This window comes from Sulfuritalea sp., assembly GCF_017302275.1.
Classification (GTDB): domain Bacteria; phylum Pseudomonadota; class Gammaproteobacteria; order Burkholderiales; family Rhodocyclaceae; genus Sulfuritalea.
Genome location: NZ_JAFLDR010000003.1, coordinates 35,241 through 52,399, shown reverse-complemented (window position 1 = coordinate 52,399; position 17,159 = coordinate 35,241). Strand labels below are relative to the sequence as shown.

Here is a 17,159-nt window from a genome sequence, read left to right as displayed (position 1 = left end):
GAGCCGTTCAGGAACCCCCCGTGAGGGGGGCGAAGGGGGGCGGGCCGAGTTTGCCCACTGAAGCCCCAACGAGGTTGCGCGCTTCATGATTTGAGGGCGGTTGTCAAAAAAGCATGCGGACTAGATGGACCCGGACGGCGTCGCGGGCGCAAGAAGGTCGAGCATTTTCAAACGCTGCACCTTGCCCGACGGGCCCTTCGGCAACTCCTTGACGAAGCGGAACAGCCGTGGCGTCTTGTAGCTGCCCAGCGTGCCCTGGCAGTACTCGCGCAGTTCCGCCTCGGAGCAGGTCCGGTCCGGTTTCAGCACCACGCAGGCCATGATTTCCTGGCCGTAGTTGTCGTCGGGAATGCCGACCACCGCAGCTTCAAGCAGCGCGGGATGCTGGAGCAGCGCCTCGTCGATCTCGCGCGGCGCGATGTTCTCGCCGCCCTTGATGATGAGTTCCTTGATGCGCCCGGTGACGAAAACGAAGCCGTCGGCGTCCATGTGGCCGAGGTCGCCGGTATGCAGCCAGCCGTCGGCTTCCAGGGTGCGCGCCGTCTCGGCCGGGTCCTTGTAGTAGCACGTCATGACGTTGGCGCCGCGCACCATGATCTCGCCGGTCGCGCCGGCGGGCAGCGTGGCGGCGGCGGTGTCGATGATCTTCGCCTCGTTGCCGAAGGCCGGCCCCGGGCTGCCGAGCTTGCGCTGCGCCGGGTCGAGCGGATTGGAGAAGCAGGGCGCCGCGGTTTCGGTGAGGCCCATGGTCTCGATGATGCCGATGCCGAACTTCTGCTCGAAGGCCAGGTGCTGCGCCGGCGGCAGCGGCGCCGAGGCCGAGCGGCAGAAGCGGATCGCCGCGCCATCGAGGCCGAGCGTCGCCAGGTCCGGGCCGTTCAACAGGTAGGCGATCATGGTCGGCACCACGTTGACCCAGGTGCAGCCCTGGCCGATCGCCGTCTGCCAGAAGTTCGAGGCGCTGAAGCGCCTGGGCAGCACCAGGCTGCCGCCATGGATCAGCGGCGCGGTGGCGGTGACCACCTGGGCATTGATGTGGTACAGCGGCAGCACGGCCATCACGCGGTCGGCCGGGCCGAGTTCATGCACCGCCGAAACGAATTGCCCGCCGGAGACCACGGCGCGCTGCGCCAGCACCACGCCCTTGGGCTTGCCGGTGGTGCCCGAGGTGTACATCATCAGCGCCGCGTCTTCCTCGCCGGGAGTCGCAGGCGTGGCGGTGGTCGCTGCAGGCGGCAGGAACTCCACCGCATCGACCTCGCAGACCACCAAGCGCGGCGGCTTCGCCAGACCTGCGGCGGCCTGCCGCAGGCGCTCGACCTGGTCGGGCGCGACGAAGACGATCTCGGCGTCGCTGTGCTCCAGCACGTAGGCGAGCTGCGAGGGCTGGGCCAGCAGGTTGAGCGGTGTAACGCAGTAGCCGCCGTACATCGCGCCGATGAACAGGCGGCAGGTCTGGTAGCCGTTGTGCATCAGCAGCGCCACTTTCGCGCCGGGGCGTATGCCCTCGCCGGCGAGCCAGGACGCCAGGCGCAGCGAGGCGGAACGTAGTTCGGCGAAGCTCATCACCCGCCCGGTTTCCGGCGCGATCAGGTAGGTCGCATCGGGGCGGACTGCCGCCTGATGTTCGACCAGTGCCCGGATCGTACGCAACATGCCTATTTGCCGTACTTGCGGAAATGCTCGCCGAAAATCTCGTCCAGGGCCGGCTCGCGCGGCGCGATCCGGCGCGAGATGCGCGTGATGTTGAGGTAGTGGCGGTAGTTCATGTTGTCGGAGAAATTGTTGCGGCCCCAGGTGCCGCAGCCCATCGACAGCGAGAACGGCAGGCCGTTGTCGAAGCTGCCGCCGGTGGCGTAGCAGTGGATCTGGTTCACGATCACCCGCGAGACCGGCAGCTCAAGGCCGAGGCGCAGGATGTGTGCGTCGTCGGCGCTGTGGATGCTGACCGAATGTCCCGCGCCCTGGAAGGCATAGATATCGCCGACGATGGCGCAGGCGTGGTCGAAGTCGCGCGCCCGATACACGGCCAGCACCGGCGACAGCTTTTCGCCGGAGAAAGGGAATTCCGGCCCGGCCCCAGTTTCCTCGACCATCAGGAAGCGCGCGGTCTGCAGGGCCTCGCTTTCCAGCCCGGCGATCTGCGCGATGCGCGGCGCGTCCTGCGCCGTCACCTGCGCCGCCAGCTTGCCCTCGGGCCACATCACGGCCTGCAGCCTGGCCTTCTCCGCCGCATCGAGCAGCATGCCGCCTGCGGCCGTCAAAGCGGCCATGGCCCCGGAATACACCGCATCGAGGATCACCACGCTGTTCTCCGACGAACAACTCGTGGCGTTGTCGAAGGTCTTGGAGCGGGCGATCGCCGCCGCCGCGTCGGCCAGGTCGGCCGAGGCGTCGATGATGCTGGCGACATTGCCGGCGCCGACGCCGAAGGCCGGCGTGCCGCTGGCATAGGCCGCGCGCACGTTGGCCTGCGAGCCGGTGGCCACCACCAGGTCGGATTGCCGCATCAGCGCATGCGTCGCGTTCTTGGTGATCGGGGCGGGCAGCATCTGCACCAGGTTGTCCGGCGCGCCGACTTTCGCCAGTTCCGCTGTGACGTAGCCGACCAGCGCGGCGCAGGTCGAGGCGCCCTTGGGCGAAGGCGCGACGATCACCGCATTGCGGCCCTTGAGCGCGTTGATGATCTTGTTGGCCGGCGTGGCGCCGGGGTTGGTCGAGGGCGTGATCGCGGCGACCACGCCGACCGGCCGGGCGATCTCGACGATGCCGCGCTCCGGGTACTCGGCGATGACGCCGACGCTCTTCGCACCCTTGAGGTCGCGCAGCAGGCCCAGGGTCTTGCGGTGGTTTTTGGTGACCTTGTCCTCGACCACGCCGAGGCCCGTGTCGCGCACCGCCATTTCGGCCAGCGCCCGGTTGCGCCCGGGTTCCATGATCGCCCAGCCGGCGGCCGCTACCAGCGCGTCGACGCCGGCCTGGTCCCAGGTTTCGTAGCGACGCTGCGCAGCGCGTGCGGCCTCGATCAGTTGGGTGACTGCCTTGTCCATTGCTCTGCTGCCTTTCTGTTGCTAGTAGTCAGTAGTGCAGAAACAAATGGTTCGATACGTCATTCCGGCGAATGCCGGAATCCAGTCGGCGGTCGTTTCTGGATCCCGGGTCAAGCCCGGGATGACGGTGAGAATCATCCCCATCGGTTTCAGCCTTTCTGTCGCCAGTTTTCTAGTTGCGCCGGGTCTTCTCGCGCAGCTGGCGTTGTATCGGATAGACCAGCGCGACCACCGCCAGCACCATCACCGTGGCGCTGATCGGGCGGCCCATCAGCACCGTCCAGTCGTTGCCGTGGCTGACCATCATGGTCATGAAGGAGCTTTCCGCCAGCGGGCCGAGGATGACGCCGAGCACCATCGGCGCGATGGGGAATTTGAACTTCTCGAACAGGTAGCCGAGGATGCCGAATGCCGTGATGACATACAGGTCGGAGAGGTTGTTGCGCGCGGCGAAGGCGCCGATGAAGCAGAACATCACGACGAAGGCCGAGACCACCGCCTCGGGCAGTTCCAGCACCTTGACCAGCGGCTTGATGGCGAAGAAGCCGAGGATGCACATGCCGATCACGCCGAGGAACATCGAGGCGAACACGGCATAGACGAAGGGCCCCGAGGTGACGAAGACCTGCGGCCCCGGCTGCATGCCGTGCAGCAGGAAGGCGCCGAGGATGATCGCGGTCGCGCCGCTGCCGGGGATGCCCATGGTCAGCAGCGGGATCATCGCGCCGCCGACCGAGGAGGTCGCCGCCGTCTGCGGCGCGATGATGCCTTCGGCGATGCCGCTGCCGAGCTCCTTGCCGCGCTTGCCATACTGGCCCTCGGCGCCGTAGGCGACAAAGGAGGCGACGGTGGCGCCGGCACCGGGGATGATGCCGACCACGATGCCGACCAGCGAGCTGCGCAGGAAGGTCATCTTGAGCTTGATCATTTCCGCCAGCGTGGGGAATTCGGTGTTGATGCGGCGGTCGGTATCGGCCGACGCGCCGTCACCGGCAAAGCCCTTTTCCATGCGGGTGAATACCTCGCCCAGGCCGTAGGCGCCGACCATCACCAGCAGGTACTCGATGCCGTCCTGGAGGAAGGGCACGCCGAAGGCGAAGCGCTCGGCGCCGTAGATCGAATCGACGCCGACGGTGGCGATCAACAGGCCCAGCATCAGGCTGATGGCGGCGTTGGTGATCGAGCCGCCGCCGAGCGAGACCACGCTGGCGAGGCCGAAGACGATGATGGCGAAATACTCGGGCGAGGAGAAGGTCAGTGCGAACTTGGCCACCGGCGCCGAGGCCAGCACCATCACCATGACCATCACCAGGCCGCCGCCCAGCGCGGAGAACAGCGTCCAGCCCAGCGCCTTGGCCGGCTGGCCCTTGCGCGCCATGGTGTAGCCGTCCCACAGCAGGGGCACATCGATCGGTTCACCGGGAATGCGGAACAGGATGGCGGTGAAGGCGCCGCCGTAGGTGCCGGAGACATACATGGCGGTGAGCAGGATGATCGCCGGCAGCAGTTCCATGCTGTAGGTGAAGGGCAGCGCGAGCACCACGCCCATCACCAGCGTCAGCCCCGGCAGCACCGCGACCAGCATGCCCAGCACCAAGCCGATGAACAGCACCAGCAGGTTCATCGGCTGCAAGACCTGCAGGAAGCCGTTGCCGAGGTGGACCAGCGCCTCCATTAGTGCACCCCCATGACGCGCAGCAACCAGAGCGAAACCGCCGAGAAGGGTTCGCTCCCCAGCGGCAGCGAGACGTAAACCACTTTCATGAAAATGAACACCAGCGCCAGCGCACCAAGTACGCTGGAGACGGCGATCACCGTCCAGTTGCGGTAGCGCCCGAGGACCATGAACAGTGCCAGGTAGGCGATCGTGGCGAGGAAGAAGCCGAGCGTGGAAATGGTGACGACGTAGATGATGGTGAGGACTATGCCGCCGCCGAGCAGCAGCGGATAGCTGCGCAGCTTTTCCTCGCCTCCCGCTTCGCCGCTGTCCTTCATGAATTTTTCCAGCAGGCCGGCCGCCGTGAAGGTTTCGCCGATCAGCAGGTTCTTGATGATTTCATAAACGCAGACCAGCCCCAGCAGCACCAGGATGGACTTGGGCCAGAAGTCCGGCCCGATCCGTCCCGGCGCCGCGGGAAAGTCGATGCGCCCCGCCACCTGGTAGAGGTACATCGCGGCCAGTTGCACCACGATGTAGGGCGAGGCACGCAGCAGGCGGTTCAGCATGGCGATTCCATCCGGGTTCCTGCCGCCTTACTTCTTGGCGGTGAACTTCTGCATGGTGTCGATCTCGCCGGCGATGAAGCTCTGCGCCTCGGCGGCACCGAGGAAGCTGTCCTTGCGCGCCATCGACTCCTTGAGGAAGGCGACGAACTCGGGCGACTTCGCCGCGCGGGCGATGGCGTCGGCCACCAGCTTGACGCGCGCCGGATCGGTGCCGGCCTTCATCACCAGCGAGCGGAACTGCGGCAGGTAGATTTCCAGGCCGGCTTCCTTGGACGAGGGCACGTCGGGGAACTCCTCCATGCGCTCCTCGCCGAAGAAGATCAGCGGCCGCATCTGCTTGCTGTTGAGGAAGCTGCCGACGTCGCCGGCCTGCTCGAACAGGATGTCGGCATGGCCGCCGAGGATCGAGCTGTAGCGCTCGCCGGGGCTGGCGAAGGGCACGCCAATCATCTTGATGCCCTTGCCGGCGAGGAAGTTCAGGGTGATGTCATCGGCGCTGCCGAAGCCGAGGATGGCCACCTTGAGCGTGCCCGGCTTGGCCTTGGCTTCGGCCACCACGTCGTTCCAGGTCTTGAAGCGGCTGTCCGCCTTGACGAAGAGCCCCGAGGGCTGGCGGATGGCGATGGCCAGCGGCGTCACGTCGGCCAGCTTCCAGCGCGCGCCGCCGGCGACCAGGGTCGCCGCCGTGTCGCCGATCAGGATGGCCATCGAGTAGCCGTCGGCTTGGCCGCTCAGGAGCTTGGTCATGCCGGTGTTGCCGGTGGCGCCGGGGACATTGATCACCGGGAAGGAGGTCTTCAGGTCGGCCTCGAGCAGCTTGCCCAGCTTGCGCGCCAACTGATCGGCGCCGCCACCCGGTCCCCAGGGCACGACGAACTCGATCGGGCGTTGCGGGTACTTCTCCTGGCCGATGGCGCCGCTGGCGGCGAACAACGCGGCGAGGGAAAACAGGATTTCGCGGAACAGTTTCGGGGTCGTCAGGTGCATGGTGGTCTCCTCATGTGTGGTTCTGCAGCGCTGGTTCGCGGCGGCCTTCTACCGGGCCTGGAAACGAAATCGCGAGTTTCGTTTTTCCCGGAATATACGCCGGGAAATCGTCAAACGCCAACATTTTCCACTTTAAACGAAATCTTTCTTTTCATTTTCGACTGATTTTGCTTCCAGGCGCTGCGGACTGCTTTTATACTGCCGCCATGTTCCAGGCCCGAAATCCCGCCCCATGAGCGAATCCGGCAACTCCTCGGCCGCCGCCCTGCGCGCGGTCGCGATCATGGAAACCGTGGCCCGCGCCAACCGGCCGCTGGCGCTCTCCGACATCGCCGCGAGCTGCGGCCTGCCGGCGCCGACGGCCTTCCGCATCCTCGGCCTGCTCGAAAGTGCCGGCCTGATCCAGCGCGAGCCGACCGGCAAGACCTACGGCGTCGGCCATCGCCTGGCGCGCCTGGGCCTCGACGTCATGTCCAACAACGACCCGCGCGGTGAGCGCCGCGCCATCCTGCGCCGCGTGGTCGATGACATCGGCGAGACCTGCAACCTGGCCATGTTGAACGGCGACGAGATCGTCTACATCGATCGCGTCGAAACCGACTGGTCGCTCAAGGCGGAGCTCAAGCCCGGCTCGCGCGTGCCGCTGCACTGCACTTCGAGCGGCAAGCTCTTCCTCAGCCAGATGCCCAGGGCCAAGCGCCGCCGCATGCTCGAATCGCTGAGCCTGAAGCGCTACACCGACAACACGGTGACCGACATCGCCCTGCTCGAAGCCCAGATCGACGACATCGCCAAGACCCGCGTCGGCGTCAACAACGAGGAATTGCAGGCCGGCGTGATCGGCCTGGCGGTGCCGGTGATCGGCGCCGGCGGCCGCATGATCGCCACCGTGGCGCTGCAGGCGCCGGTGGCGCGGCTGCCCATGGCCCGCGCCATGGAATGCGTGCCGCGCCTGCTGGTGGCGGCGCGGGACATGGCGGCGACGTTCGACAACGGATCAAGCTGACAGGCATTTTGATTGCGTACGGCAGCCGGCTATTGCCTATACTTCGCCTGAGTTCGCGGCGACCTTCACTGGTCAAGAGGAGGCGAAATGCCAACAATCAGCATGTTCTACGGCATCCTTGTATCGATGTTCTTCGAGGATTCCGACCGGCACAATCTGCCCCACATTCATGTGCGGTACGCCGGCGCTAAGGCGTCGATCGCCATTGAAGACGGCAACGTACTTGCTGGCAGCATTCCGCCAAGACAACTCAAAATGGTTCAGGCATGGATCGAAATCCACAAGGACGAGCTGTATGCCGACTGGGAACTGGCGGCCGCCGGCGAGCAGCCGTTCCGAATCGCGCCGCTGCAATAGGGAGAGCGCCATGCACGACCTGCTCGATGTAGTGAAGGTGGAAACCGGACCGGACTACAAGCTGTTCCTTCAATTCGAGAACGGCGAGAAGCGCGTGTTCGACATGGGGCCGTACATGGACAAAAAGCCGTTTGTCCAGTTGAAGGGATCGCCGCTTTTCGCCAAGGCCTCCGTCGACTGCGGCACCGTCGTCTGGCCGGGCAATATCGACATCGCGCCGGAAACGCTTTACGACCGGTCACTGCCGGTTTAGTCAAATCGCCATCATCGCAACGACCTTCGACAGCGGTCCGGCAGAAGCTGCGCCGTGACTGAATATTCACCAATCAAGTTTCCCGACGCGACCAAGGGGTAATGATCGACGCTTGATCTGGCGGATCGCTATGGAGTTCCGACCAGGGCGCTCAATCAGGCCGTCAAGCGCAACGCGGCGGGCTTTCCGGAAGACTCCATGTTTCGCCTCCCGCCGGGGGAAAAGCAGGAGGTGGTCACAAAATGTGACCGCCTCGCCAAGCTCAAGTTTTCGAAGGTGCTGCCCTTCGCCTTTACCGAGTACGGCGCGATCCAGGCAGCCAATGTGCTAGCGTCGCCGCAAGCCATGACGGCCTGACGGGCGGCGCAAAATCGCCGTCCCACCAGCGCCGACTCTTACGTCGCCGCGCTCAACTTCCACACATCCGCATCCACCGGCACCCAGGCTTCGATCGCCGCCGTGGCGATGACGTGGGTGGTGCCGTTCTCCGGATCATGCACATTCAGGCCGCCGCGCACGGCGCGGACTTCGGCCTTGCCGCGGGGCAGTTCGGCGGCGACCAGCGCCGTATCCACCTTGTCCGGCTCCTGCACGGCGATGGTCACCTGCACGCGCATGCGGCGGTGGTCCATGCCCAGCGTGCGGAACATCGTGATCGAGGAATGGTGCAGGGCGTCCTGCACGGCGCGGCAGGCGGCCTTGGTGTAGTCCTCGCCGTAGAGGTCGTTGCCGGTGCCGGTTTCGAGGATGATGCGGTGCTCGATCTCAGCCATGGGCGGCCTCCATGTCGAAGGACACCATGACCGCCGCATTGGCGATGACATTCACGCCCTCGCGGTGCGGCTTGGGGATGTCGAGCCCGCCGAAGACGACGCGGATCGAAGGTTGGCCGTAGGGGAAGATATCCATCAGCTTCGCGGTATCGACCTCCTCCGGTTTCTGCACGCCGATCTCGACGTCGATCAGCATCGCCTCCTTGGGATAGCCGAAGGCCTCGGCCACGGTCAGCGAGTTGTGCCACAGCGCATCGCGGATCGCGCGCGCCGCGGCCTCGGTGTAGTCGCGGCGGCGGATCGAATGCCCCATGCCGAATTGCACTACCAGGCGTTTCTTTGCCATGTGCTTCCTTTCAAATGGCGCGACAAGCAGATCGCGAAAAATTCACCTAGCCCGTCATCCCGGGCTTGACCCGGGATCCAGAACCGACGTCCCTGGATTCCGGCGTTCGCCGGAATGACGTATCCAAATTCGTCCGCCTAGCGCCGGTGACGGCCGACTATCAGTTGCAGGATTTCATTGAACACCGCGTTGTCCAGCGTCGCGGATAAATCAAGCGCCAGGCAGCGGCGGTAGAAGGGGCTGAGGTCGAGGCCGACGCCCAAGCCCAGTACCTCGACCGCGCACTGCTGCTCGCGCCGCGCCACGACTTCCTTGAGGTGGTTGTCGAGATAGAAGGCGTCGTTGGCGCGACGCGTCGCGGCGTCGTTGGGGCAGCCGTCGGAGATCACGATCAGGATGCGGCGGCGCGCCTCCTTTGCCAGTAGCCGCTCGCAGGCCCAGTCCACCGCCTCGCCATCGATGCCCTCGCGGAACAGGTCGGCCTTGAGCAGCGCGGCGATGCCGGCGCGCGCCCGGCGCCATGTGCGATCCAGCGGCTTGAACACCAGGTGGCAGGCCTCGTTGAGCCGCCCCGGCGCCGGCGGGCTGCCGGCCGCCAGCCACTCGCGATGGGGCCGGCCGCCGTTCCAGGCACCGGTGGTGAAGCCCAGCAACTCACTCTTCACGCCCGCCATCTCCAAGGCGCGCAAGAGGATGTCGGCCAGGGTGGCGACGGCCTCGACATTGTTCTTCATCGAACCCGAGCAATCGACCAGCAGGCTCACCAGGCAATCGTCGGCGGCGGGCTGGTAACGGTCCTGGCGAAAGAGCCGCCTCTCGGTCGGCGAGGTCACGAGGCGCGAAAGCCGCCGGCCGTCGATGCGACCCTCCTCCTCGTCGAACAGCCAACCGTCGCGCTGCGGCACGGCCAGCAAGGTGCGCAGCTCGCGCGCCAAACGCCGCAGGTTGATGCCCTGCGCGGCGACGCGCTGGTCCAGCCGCTCGCGGAATTCCAGCAACTGGGCGCGGCGCACCAGGCCGGCCGCTTCGAGCTCGGTGTCATGGGCGCGGGTGAAAATGCGGTAGCCGTCTGCGGATTCGCCGAAAACGCGGCTCTCGCCGGTTTCGGCCCTGGCGATCACGCTCTCGCCTTCGCCTTCGAAGTTCAGCAGCAGGCGGAAACGGCGGCGCGCGTCGTCGTCGTCATCGGCTTCGCTTTCCGCATCGTCCTCGTCGCGCCGCAGCGGCGGCAGTTCGGCGGCCACGTGCTTGGCGATCACCAACGCATGCACCGCGTAGGCCGCCTGGTCGCCGCGCTGCCGGCGCAGGCCGGCCAGCGCCGTGCCCAGCGGTTCGGCCAGCCCGGCGCGCATGCCTTCGATCATTTCTTCGGTTTCTTCCAGCACCGGGTAGCCGGTCAGGCGCGACCAGCACATCTGCGCCAGGGTGTACATCAGCATGCCGAGCTGGCCGCGCGTCAGCCCGGCGCGGTGGTAGTCGCGCGCCCAGCGTTCGAAGCGGTGGCGCAGGTTGTGCACCTGCCCGGGCAGGGCGGCATCGACCAGGGTTTCGACGCGCAACTGCTCCAGCCATTCGAAGACCAGGCGTTCGATGCCGTCGGCGGGACGCAGGGCCTCGTGCAGGGCCTTGTCGGTGTAGCGCAGGCGCAGGGCCACGGCATCGGCCAGCGCGCGGCAATCGGCGTAATCGACGGCACCGGTGTCGATGCGCAGGTGCGGCGCATGCAGCGGCAGCGGGTGCCCGCCCTGGTGCAGGTGGCCGCCGCGAAAGTGCAGGCTGGCGTCGCCGCTCATGGCGCGCAAGGTGGCGGCGCTGAGCTCCTCCGCGCGCTGTTGCCACTGCTGCCGGCGCGAGCCGCCCGAGGCGGGGACTTGCATCAGGCGGGCGGCGTTCCGGCGGCGCCGCGCATCACCGACTCCGCCAGCTCGACATCGAAGCAGCGCTGGTAGTACTCGGCCACCAGCGCGCGCTCGACTTCGTCGCACTTGTTGAGGAAGGAAAGGCGGAAGGCCAGCGCCGTGTCGCCGAAGATCTCTAGGTTCTCGGCCCAGGTGATCACCGTGCGCGGCGACATCAATATCGAGAGGTCGCCCGCGGCGTGGCCCTTGCGCGTGAGTTCCGCCATCGCCACCATGGCCGTCACCAGCTTGCGCCCGGCCTCGTGGTTCATCGAGGGCACGCGCGCCAGCACGATCGCGACTTCTTCCTCGCGCGGCAGGTAGTTCAGCGTGGCGACGATGTTCCAGCGGTCGATCTGGGCGTGGTTGAGCACCTGCGTGCCGTGGTACATGCCGGTGAGGTTGCCCAGGCCCACGGTATTGGCCGTGGCGAAGAGGCGGAAATCGGGATGCGGCTCGATCACGCGGTTCTGGTCGAGCAGGGTGAACTTGCCGTCGCGTTCGAGGATGCGCTGGATCACGAACATCACGTCCGGGCGGCCGGCATCGTATTCGTCGAACAGCAGCGCCACCGGCCGCTGCAGCGCCCAGGGCACGATGCCTTCCTGGAACTCGGTGACCTGCAGGCCATCCTTGAGGACGATGGCATCCTTGCCGACGAGGTCGAGGCGGCTGATGTGGCCGTCGAGGTTCACCCGCACGCAGGGCCAGTTAAGGCGCGCCGCGACCTGCTCGACGTGGGTGGATTTGCCGGTGCCGTGCAGGCCCTGCAGCATCACGCGGCGATTGCGCGAAAAGCCGGCGAGGATGGCCAGCGTGACATCCGGGTTGAAACGATAGACGGGGTCGATCTCGGGCACGTGGGCATCGCGCTCGGCGAAGGCCGGCACCGTCAGGTCGGAATCGATGCCGAACAACTCGCGCACCGAGACGCGCTGCGTCGGCCGTATCTGCGCCAGATCACTCATGTGCCGGACCTCAGTGCGCCGGGCACGGCCTCGGCATCGATCGCGGCCATGGCGCGCGCGGCGCGCTGCAGGGCCGGCAGCACCTTGGGCACCTGCTCGATCGAAAGGCGCATCACCGGCGCCTGGATGGCGATGCCGGTATTCGACGGCCGGCCGTCGATCGCCGGCACCAGCACGGCAATGCACAGCAGGCCGGGGAGGAACTCCTCGCGGTCGAGCGCATAGCCCTGGTCGCGCACCTGCTGGATCTCGGCTTCCAGCGCGGCGCGATCGGTGAGGGTGCTGGGCGTGTAGCGTTCCAGCGTCGCCGCATCGAGCAGCAGGCTGCGCTGGGCGTCGGGCATCTGGGCGAGGAAGAGCTTGCCGCTGGCCGAGCAATGCACCGGCACGCGCGAACCCGGCTGCAAATAGAAGCGCAGCGGCGCCGGGGTCTCGACGCGATCAAGGTAGAGCACCTCGCCGCCGGCCAGCGCGGTGATGTTGCAGCTTTCGCCGACCTCGTCGACCAGGGTGCGCAGTACGGCGTGGCGCGCGCCATGCACCGTGCTGTTGAACAGCAGGTCTTCGCCCAGGCGGCGCAGGCGCAGGGCCATGCCGTAGTGGCGACCGTCGGCCTCGCGCTGGATCATGCCGGCGCTTTCGAGCTGCTGCAGCATGCGGTGCAGGGTGGGCTTGGGCAGGCCGGTTTCCTCGACCAGGGCCGGCAGGCTGAAGAAATGGTTCTTGCGCGCGATCACTTCCAGCAGCGAAAACAGGCGCAGCGTGGGCGTGTCGCCGTCGATGGCGACGGGCTCGGGCAGGCGGCGGTCGGTGGGCGGGCTCATGGCCGGCATCATATACCGTTTTTCGATACGCCATGTCTCGTTTATGCTTGACATCACCCAGGCGAAGCCATAAAGTCGCAAAACTGTACGTTTTTCAAAACGTTTCGTCCCGTATTTTCATAACAATGAGGAGCCGCCATGAGCGCCGCTGACAACCGGTCCGTGCCCACGGGCCCCACCCGCATGACCCCTTCCGAAGCCTTTGTCGAAACCATGGTCGCCAACGGCGTGACCGACATGTTCGGCATCATGGGCTCTGCATTCATGGACGCCATGGACATCTTCGCCCCGGCCGGCATCCGCCTGATCCCGGTGGTGCATGAGCAGGGCGCCGGCCACATGGCCGACGGCTATGCCCGCGTCTCGGGCCGCCATGGCGTCGTCATCGGCCAGAACGGCCCCGGCATCAGCAACTGCGTCACGGCCATCGCCGCCGCCTATTGGGCGCACAGCCCGGTGGTGATCGTCACCCCCGAAACCGGCACCATGGGCATGGGCCTCGGCGGCTTCCAGGAAGCCAACCAGCTGCCGATGTTCGAGGAATTCACCAAGTACCAGGGCCATGTGAACAATCCCAAGCGCATGGCCGAATACACCGGCCGCTGCTTCGACCGCGCCATGAGCGAAATGGGCCCGACCCAGCTCAACATCCCGCGCGACTATTTCTACGGCGACATCACCTGCGAGATCCCCAAGCCCTTCCGCCTCGATCGCGGCCCCGGCGGCGAGCAGACGCTGAACGAAGCGGCCGAGCTGCTGGCCAAGGCCAAGTTCCCCGTCATCATCTCCGGCGGCGGCGTGGTCATGGCCGACGGCGTCGAGGAATGCAAGGCACTGGCCGAGCGCCTCGGCGCGCCGGTGGTGAATAGCTACCTGCACAACGACTCCTTCCCCGCCAGCCACCCGCTGTGGTGCGGCCCGCTGGGTTACCAGGGCTCGAAGGCGGCGATGAAGCTGATGGCGCAGGCCGACGTCGTGGTGGCGCTGGGCAGCCGCCTCGGCCCCTTCGGCACCCTGCCGCAGCACGGCATGGACTACTGGCCCAAGGATGCCAAGATCATCCAGATCGACGCCGACAACACCATGCTGGGCCTGGTGAAGAAGATCTCGGTCGGCATCTGCGGCGACGCCAAGGCCGCCGCCATCGCCCTGACGCAACGCCTGGCCGGCCGCACGCTGGCCTGCGACGCGACCAAGGCCGAGCGCGCGGCGAAGATCAAGGACGAAAAGGCCGCCTGGGAAAAGGAGCTCGACGACTGGACCCACGAGCGCGACGCCTTCAGCCTGGACATGATCGACGAGAACGGCAAGGAAAAAACCTTCAGCGGCGGCAGCTACCTGCATCCGCGCCAGGTGCTGCGCGAACTGGAAAAAGCCATGCCGCCCGACGTGATGGTCTCAACCGACATCGGCAACATCAACTCGGTGGCCAACAGCTACCTGCGCTTCGAAAAGCCGCGCAGCTTCTTCGCGGCGATGAGCTTCGGCAACTGCGGCTACGCCTTCCCCACCATCATCGGCGCCAAGGTGGCCGCCCCGCACCGGCCGGCGATCTCGTATGCCGGCGACGGCGCCTGGGGCATGAGCCTGATGGAAACCATGACCTGCGTGCGCCACAACATCCCGGTGACCGCCGTCGTCTTCCACAATCGCCAGTGGGGCGCGGAGAAGAAGAACCAGGTGGATTTCTACAACCGCCGCTTCGTCGCCGGCGAACTCGACAACCAGTCCTTCGCCGGCATCGCCCGCGCCATGGGCGCCGAGGGCATCGTGGTGGACAAGCTGGAAGAAGTCGGCCCGGCGCTGAAGAAGGCCATCGACCTGCAGATGAACCACGGCAAGACCTGCATCCTCGAAATCATGTGCACCCGCGAACTGGGCGATCCGTTCAGGAGGGATGCGCTGTCGAAGCCGGTGCGGTTCTTGGAGAAGTACAAGGATTACGTCTGAGGACGTAGCCTTGATTCAACCAAACAGAAGCCCGCGGAATGCGGGCTTCTGTTTTGCGGTCATGAGAAAGTCGGCGCTGGCGGTACGGCGGTTGTTCGGCCTTATGTGGAGCTCAACATAAGGCCGATTATGTAGATGCCTCGATTATGTTGAGCGCCCAGAGATGTTCCTACTAGAAGCCAGTCGCCATGGTCTTCTACGAGGCGAGGACGAGGTCCTGCGCTCACCATAATTTCCGCGATCTGGCTGAGTGGAGTGTGCGCGGCATCTTGTCATTCACGAACCCAACCGCGAGATCCTGCAGTACACAGATCGTGGCCTCATATTCAGGAGTCTCGACGGAATCGCTGGCCGACTGGGTCGGCATGACGATCGCCTCCAGAACGCGCGAAACTTGACCCAATGAAAGACTCCCGCACATTTGGCAGCCTCTTCCCCTGATCGATTCGGTACTAACTCCCGAATTATGTGGAGGTCGCGATCTGCGCCTTCCGCTCCAGACGGGCGGTTGGCGCACGACGCCGGTGGTGGCTCAACATAATTGAGGCATCTAAATAATCGGCCGGAGCGGTCATTCGAATTGCCCACACTTGACTTCAGCTTATTGACCTTGAGCTGCAGGCACTTCTGCATCCGTCTTACGCTCAGGCCCACAAGGTTTTGAAGACAAAGATTTCGGCTTAGATGACTTTGACTGTGCGGTGACTTGCTTTGTAGCCGTCTCTTTCTTTAGACTCATCTGGACCTTTAGTGCCTCCTGCGCTTCCAAGCTGGCCGAAAGTTTGGCCTCAAGCACCCCAAGCGCTTTACCTTCTGCCGCCAGCAGCATCGCCAGGCTCGCGTTTGACTCCCTACATTCGAAAACGCTTACTGCATAAGCCTCCAAATCATTCTTATGACTCGGCGGGAAGCCGATGGCCAATAAGCCGAGTAGCCCCCCTGAAATGATCGTGGAAATCACTCCACGCAAAAACATCTGCTCTGCAACCCATAGTTGATTCGACTTGCGAGTTAGCGTCGGCTGATTGAGCCGTGTCAGTTCAACCAATCGCACTGCCCACTTGCGCTGGAAATCAGGGTCACTGAATAGGCGTCCCTCCAGATCAGCGTTACTTAAAACGTAGAACGCACCGATGCCGCGGACCTTTGTGGCATATATGGCGGCCCCGATCAAATAGATCGCAGCGATTATTAGCAGCACAAAAACAATAAGCTTCCCCCAGAGAGGCAGGCTTAACTTCTCTGTAAGTAGCGTTGGCAATGCCGCTAGGATTCCAGAGGACAATGTCGCGCCAACAAAAAAATTGGCGGCCTTGTCTTCAATTGTCTTCTTTCGCTCTTGCTCCGCAGAGTGGATTTTCTCTGCAACCATCAGATGATTCTTTTGTACTTCCGATGAGATCGACTTCTTTCCGTAGAAGTCGTCGCCCCCGGATACCTCAGCGCCATCCGGCACCTCCGGAGCATCATCACTCGGGCCTTGGCGCCAAAGAGCGTAAGGCGGAAACAAAAACTGAAGAAGCCTGTCGAGGGACTCAGCTATTTGCTTCATGATTCTTGCTCGCCCAGCAGAATGTCACATATTGCGGAACTGATTTTTACCCCGACGGTTTTTTCAAGCCAACCCCATTCACCATTGGGATTGATCTCGAGGAAGTAAAACTCACCGGAATACTCAACAAGGTCCAAAGCACCGAAGATAAGTCCTGCTTTGGCGACATAGTCTCGACACAAGCCTTCAATGTGCTGGGGCAGTTTGCATATCTCGAAACGAAGTTCGGACTCCCTTGTTCTCCAATCTAGCGCTTCATCGCCACCTGTATTGCTCACGACTCTGACCGGAAACACAGAGCTTCCAACCACGGTTACCCTGTAGTCAATCTTAGGTGACAGTACTTGCTGGAAGATACTTGGTGCGACTGACAAGGCGTCGTCATCATTCAAGTTCTTCTGAGTAACTACGTTCGAGAAGATAAAGAAATCCTGGTCAGGCTCCTCAATGAGTGGGGCATAGAGTGCCTTAGCAACGATCCGGTCATTCTCCGAATGGCAGAAAGCCCGAATCTCGTTTCCCGAATTGGAGACCAATGTTCTGGGGATAGAGAACCCGAGTTCTGTTGCCAGTCGCAGTTGCCGCAACTTGCTCTCCATACGGTCATTTTCCGCGGGAGGATTGATCCATCGCGCACCGTCTATCAGCTCAAGCGCCTCTAGGCATGCGTACCATTGATCGCTGACGAACTTTTGAATGGCTTCCGATGGATTTTCCTCCTTCGGAAGAAAATCAAACGGCTTACCTGGGCGACGGCACCAGATAGCGGTAATGCAAGACGACAGATCAAACGCCTTCCCGTCCCTTGTAACCATAAGCCTAGGGCCAGGGAAGTAAAAAGCCACGCCGTCTTTAGTTAAATCTTCAGTGTTAATTCGGAGGAACTCGGCATCGCGCCGCTTGAGTTCCCGAACAACAAAATCAACAGTGATATCCCATTTGTTCGAAAGGATGAGAATCATCAATGAG

At 64.1% G+C, this 17,159-nt stretch carries 17 protein-coding genes; 5 read left to right on the top strand and 12 right to left on the bottom strand.

Going from position 1 to position 17,159, the window contains the following annotated elements:
- Positions 1–120: 120 nt before the first annotated feature.
- From J0M27_RS02430 to J0M27_RS02410, 5 genes are all read right to left on the bottom strand, one after another.
- Positions 121–1,656: an AMP-binding protein gene (locus tag J0M27_RS02430; protein WP_294987102.1), complete on the bottom strand. Its 1,536-nt coding sequence runs from the start codon at positions 1,654–1,656 to the stop codon at positions 121–123.
- 2 nt (positions 1,657–1,658) lie between these two features.
- Positions 1,659–3,050, bottom strand: a complete 1,392-nt coding sequence (locus J0M27_RS02425) for an aldehyde dehydrogenase family protein (RefSeq protein WP_294987100.1) — start codon at positions 3,048–3,050, stop codon at positions 1,659–1,661.
- A 172-nt stretch (positions 3,051–3,222) separates the two neighbouring features.
- On the bottom strand, positions 3,223–4,725 hold the full coding sequence (locus J0M27_RS02420) for a tripartite tricarboxylate transporter permease (protein ID WP_294987098.1): 1,503 nt from the start codon (positions 4,723–4,725) through the stop codon (positions 3,223–3,225).
- A complete protein-coding gene (locus J0M27_RS02415) occupies positions 4,725–5,276 on the bottom strand; it encodes a tripartite tricarboxylate transporter TctB family protein (protein ID WP_294987096.1) in 552 nt (183 codons plus the stop codon). Before J0M27_RS02415 ends, J0M27_RS02420 begins: the two co-directional genes overlap by 1 nt.
- Positions 5,277–5,303: 27 nt before the next feature.
- A complete protein-coding gene (locus tag J0M27_RS02410) occupies positions 5,304–6,263 on the bottom strand; it encodes a tripartite tricarboxylate transporter substrate binding protein (RefSeq protein WP_294987094.1) in 960 nt (319 codons plus the stop codon).
- Positions 6,264–6,495: 232 nt separating this feature from the next.
- Between J0M27_RS02410 and J0M27_RS02405 the strand changes: the two genes are divergently transcribed.
- The 4 genes from J0M27_RS02405 (at position 6,496) to J0M27_RS02390 (ending at position 8,236) form a co-directional block, all read left to right on the top strand.
- A complete protein-coding gene (locus tag J0M27_RS02405; protein WP_294987092.1) occupies positions 6,496–7,269 on the top strand; it encodes an IclR family transcriptional regulator in 774 nt (257 codons plus the stop codon).
- 87 nt (positions 7,270–7,356) lie between these two features.
- The gene (locus J0M27_RS02400) at positions 7,357–7,626 is read left to right on the top strand and encodes a DUF4160 domain-containing protein (protein ID WP_294987090.1); all 270 of its coding nucleotides are present in this window, start codon (positions 7,357–7,359) and stop codon (positions 7,624–7,626) included.
- Positions 7,627–7,636: 10 nt separating this feature from the next.
- On the top strand, positions 7,637–7,879 hold the full coding sequence (locus J0M27_RS02395) for a DUF2442 domain-containing protein (RefSeq protein ID WP_294987088.1): 243 nt from the start codon (positions 7,637–7,639) through the stop codon (positions 7,877–7,879).
- 117 nt (positions 7,880–7,996) lie between these two features.
- The gene (locus tag J0M27_RS02390) at positions 7,997–8,236 is read left to right on the top strand and encodes an ORF6N domain-containing protein (RefSeq protein ID WP_294987299.1); all 240 of its coding nucleotides are present in this window, start codon (positions 7,997–7,999) and stop codon (positions 8,234–8,236) included.
- Between the two features lie 38 nt (positions 8,237–8,274).
- Here J0M27_RS02390 and J0M27_RS02385 read toward each other — a convergent pair whose 3' ends face one another.
- The 5 genes from J0M27_RS02385 to J0M27_RS02365 form a co-directional block, all read right to left on the bottom strand.
- Positions 8,275–8,652 carry a Lin0512 family protein gene (locus J0M27_RS02385; RefSeq protein ID WP_294987086.1) on the bottom strand — a complete coding sequence of 126 codons (378 nt, stop codon included), beginning with the start codon at positions 8,650–8,652 and terminating at the stop codon, positions 8,275–8,277.
- Complete coding sequence (locus J0M27_RS02380) at positions 8,645–8,998, bottom strand: Lin0512 family protein (protein ID WP_294987084.1); 354 nt, start codon at positions 8,996–8,998, stop codon at positions 8,645–8,647. Before J0M27_RS02380 ends, J0M27_RS02385 begins: the two co-directional genes overlap by 8 nt.
- A 137-nt stretch (positions 8,999–9,135) precedes the next feature.
- Complete coding sequence (locus J0M27_RS02375; RefSeq protein ID WP_294987082.1) at positions 9,136–10,875, bottom strand: hypothetical protein; 1,740 nt, start codon at positions 10,873–10,875, stop codon at positions 9,136–9,138.
- Complete coding sequence (locus J0M27_RS02370; protein WP_294987080.1) at positions 10,875–11,864, bottom strand: AAA family ATPase; 990 nt, start codon at positions 11,862–11,864, stop codon at positions 10,875–10,877. Before J0M27_RS02370 ends, J0M27_RS02375 begins: the two co-directional genes overlap by 1 nt.
- Positions 11,861–12,688: an IclR family transcriptional regulator gene (locus J0M27_RS02365; RefSeq protein ID WP_294987078.1), complete on the bottom strand. Its 828-nt coding sequence runs from the start codon at positions 12,686–12,688 to the stop codon at positions 11,861–11,863. The genes J0M27_RS02370 and J0M27_RS02365 overlap by 4 nt, the downstream gene beginning before the upstream one ends.
- A 138-nt stretch (positions 12,689–12,826) precedes the next feature.
- On the opposite strand from J0M27_RS02365, the gene xsc reads away from it, so the two are divergent.
- A complete protein-coding gene (gene xsc, locus J0M27_RS02360) occupies positions 12,827–14,638 on the top strand; it encodes a sulfoacetaldehyde acetyltransferase (protein ID WP_294987076.1) in 1,812 nt (603 codons plus the stop codon).
- Between the two features lie 601 nt (positions 14,639–15,239).
- Here the strand turns inward: xsc and J0M27_RS02355 are convergent.
- Together J0M27_RS02355 and J0M27_RS02350 are read right to left on the bottom strand one after the other, a co-directional pair.
- A complete protein-coding gene (locus J0M27_RS02355) occupies positions 15,240–16,190 on the bottom strand; it encodes a hypothetical protein (RefSeq protein ID WP_294987074.1) in 951 nt (316 codons plus the stop codon).
- Positions 16,187–17,152 carry a hypothetical protein gene (locus J0M27_RS02350; protein WP_294987073.1) on the bottom strand — a complete coding sequence of 322 codons (966 nt, stop codon included), beginning with the start codon at positions 17,150–17,152 and terminating at the stop codon, positions 16,187–16,189. Before J0M27_RS02350 ends, J0M27_RS02355 begins: the two co-directional genes overlap by 4 nt.
- Positions 17,153–17,159 lie beyond the last annotated feature (7 nt).

What these genes read in the sequence shown, in the direction of transcription:
- J0M27_RS02355 (WP_294987074.1), bottom strand. Translation starts at nt 16,190, where the DNA reads ATGAAGCAAATAGCTGAGTCCCTCGACAGGCTTCTTCAGTTTTTGTTT.
- J0M27_RS02410 (WP_294987094.1), bottom strand. Translation starts at nt 6,263, where the DNA reads ATGCACCTGACGACCCCGAAACTGTTCCGCGAAATCCTGTTTTCCCTC.
- J0M27_RS02365 (WP_294987078.1), bottom strand. Translation starts at nt 12,688, where the DNA reads ATGAGCCCGCCCACCGACCGCCGCCTGCCCGAGCCCGTCGCCATCGAC.
- J0M27_RS02375 (WP_294987082.1), bottom strand. Translation starts at nt 10,875, where the DNA reads ATGCAAGTCCCCGCCTCGGGCGGCTCGCGCCGGCAGCAGTGGCAACAG.
- J0M27_RS02385 (WP_294987086.1), bottom strand. Translation starts at nt 8,652, where the DNA reads ATGGCTGAGATCGAGCACCGCATCATCCTCGAAACCGGCACCGGCAAC.
- J0M27_RS02350 (WP_294987073.1), bottom strand. Translation starts at nt 17,152, where the DNA reads ATGATTCTCATCCTTTCGAACAAATGGGATATCACTGTTGATTTTGTT.
- J0M27_RS02425 (WP_294987100.1), bottom strand. Translation starts at nt 3,050, where the DNA reads ATGGACAAGGCAGTCACCCAACTGATCGAGGCCGCACGCGCTGCGCAG.
- J0M27_RS02415 (WP_294987096.1), bottom strand. Translation starts at nt 5,276, where the DNA reads ATGCTGAACCGCCTGCTGCGTGCCTCGCCCTACATCGTGGTGCAACTG.
- J0M27_RS02370 (WP_294987080.1), bottom strand. Translation starts at nt 11,864, where the DNA reads ATGAGTGATCTGGCGCAGATACGGCCGACGCAGCGCGTCTCGGTGCGC.
- J0M27_RS02430 (WP_294987102.1), bottom strand. Translation starts at nt 1,656, where the DNA reads ATGTTGCGTACGATCCGGGCACTGGTCGAACATCAGGCGGCAGTCCGC.
- xsc (WP_294987076.1), top strand. Translation starts at nt 12,827, where the DNA reads ATGAGCGCCGCTGACAACCGGTCCGTGCCCACGGGCCCCACCCGCATG.
- J0M27_RS02420 (WP_294987098.1), bottom strand. Translation starts at nt 4,725, where the DNA reads ATGGAGGCGCTGGTCCACCTCGGCAACGGCTTCCTGCAGGTCTTGCAG.
- J0M27_RS02405 (WP_294987092.1), top strand. Translation starts at nt 6,496, where the DNA reads ATGAGCGAATCCGGCAACTCCTCGGCCGCCGCCCTGCGCGCGGTCGCG.
- J0M27_RS02395 (WP_294987088.1), top strand. Translation starts at nt 7,637, where the DNA reads ATGCACGACCTGCTCGATGTAGTGAAGGTGGAAACCGGACCGGACTAC.
- J0M27_RS02400 (WP_294987090.1), top strand. Translation starts at nt 7,357, where the DNA reads ATGCCAACAATCAGCATGTTCTACGGCATCCTTGTATCGATGTTCTTC.
- J0M27_RS02380 (WP_294987084.1), bottom strand. Translation starts at nt 8,998, where the DNA reads ATGGCAAAGAAACGCCTGGTAGTGCAATTCGGCATGGGGCATTCGATC.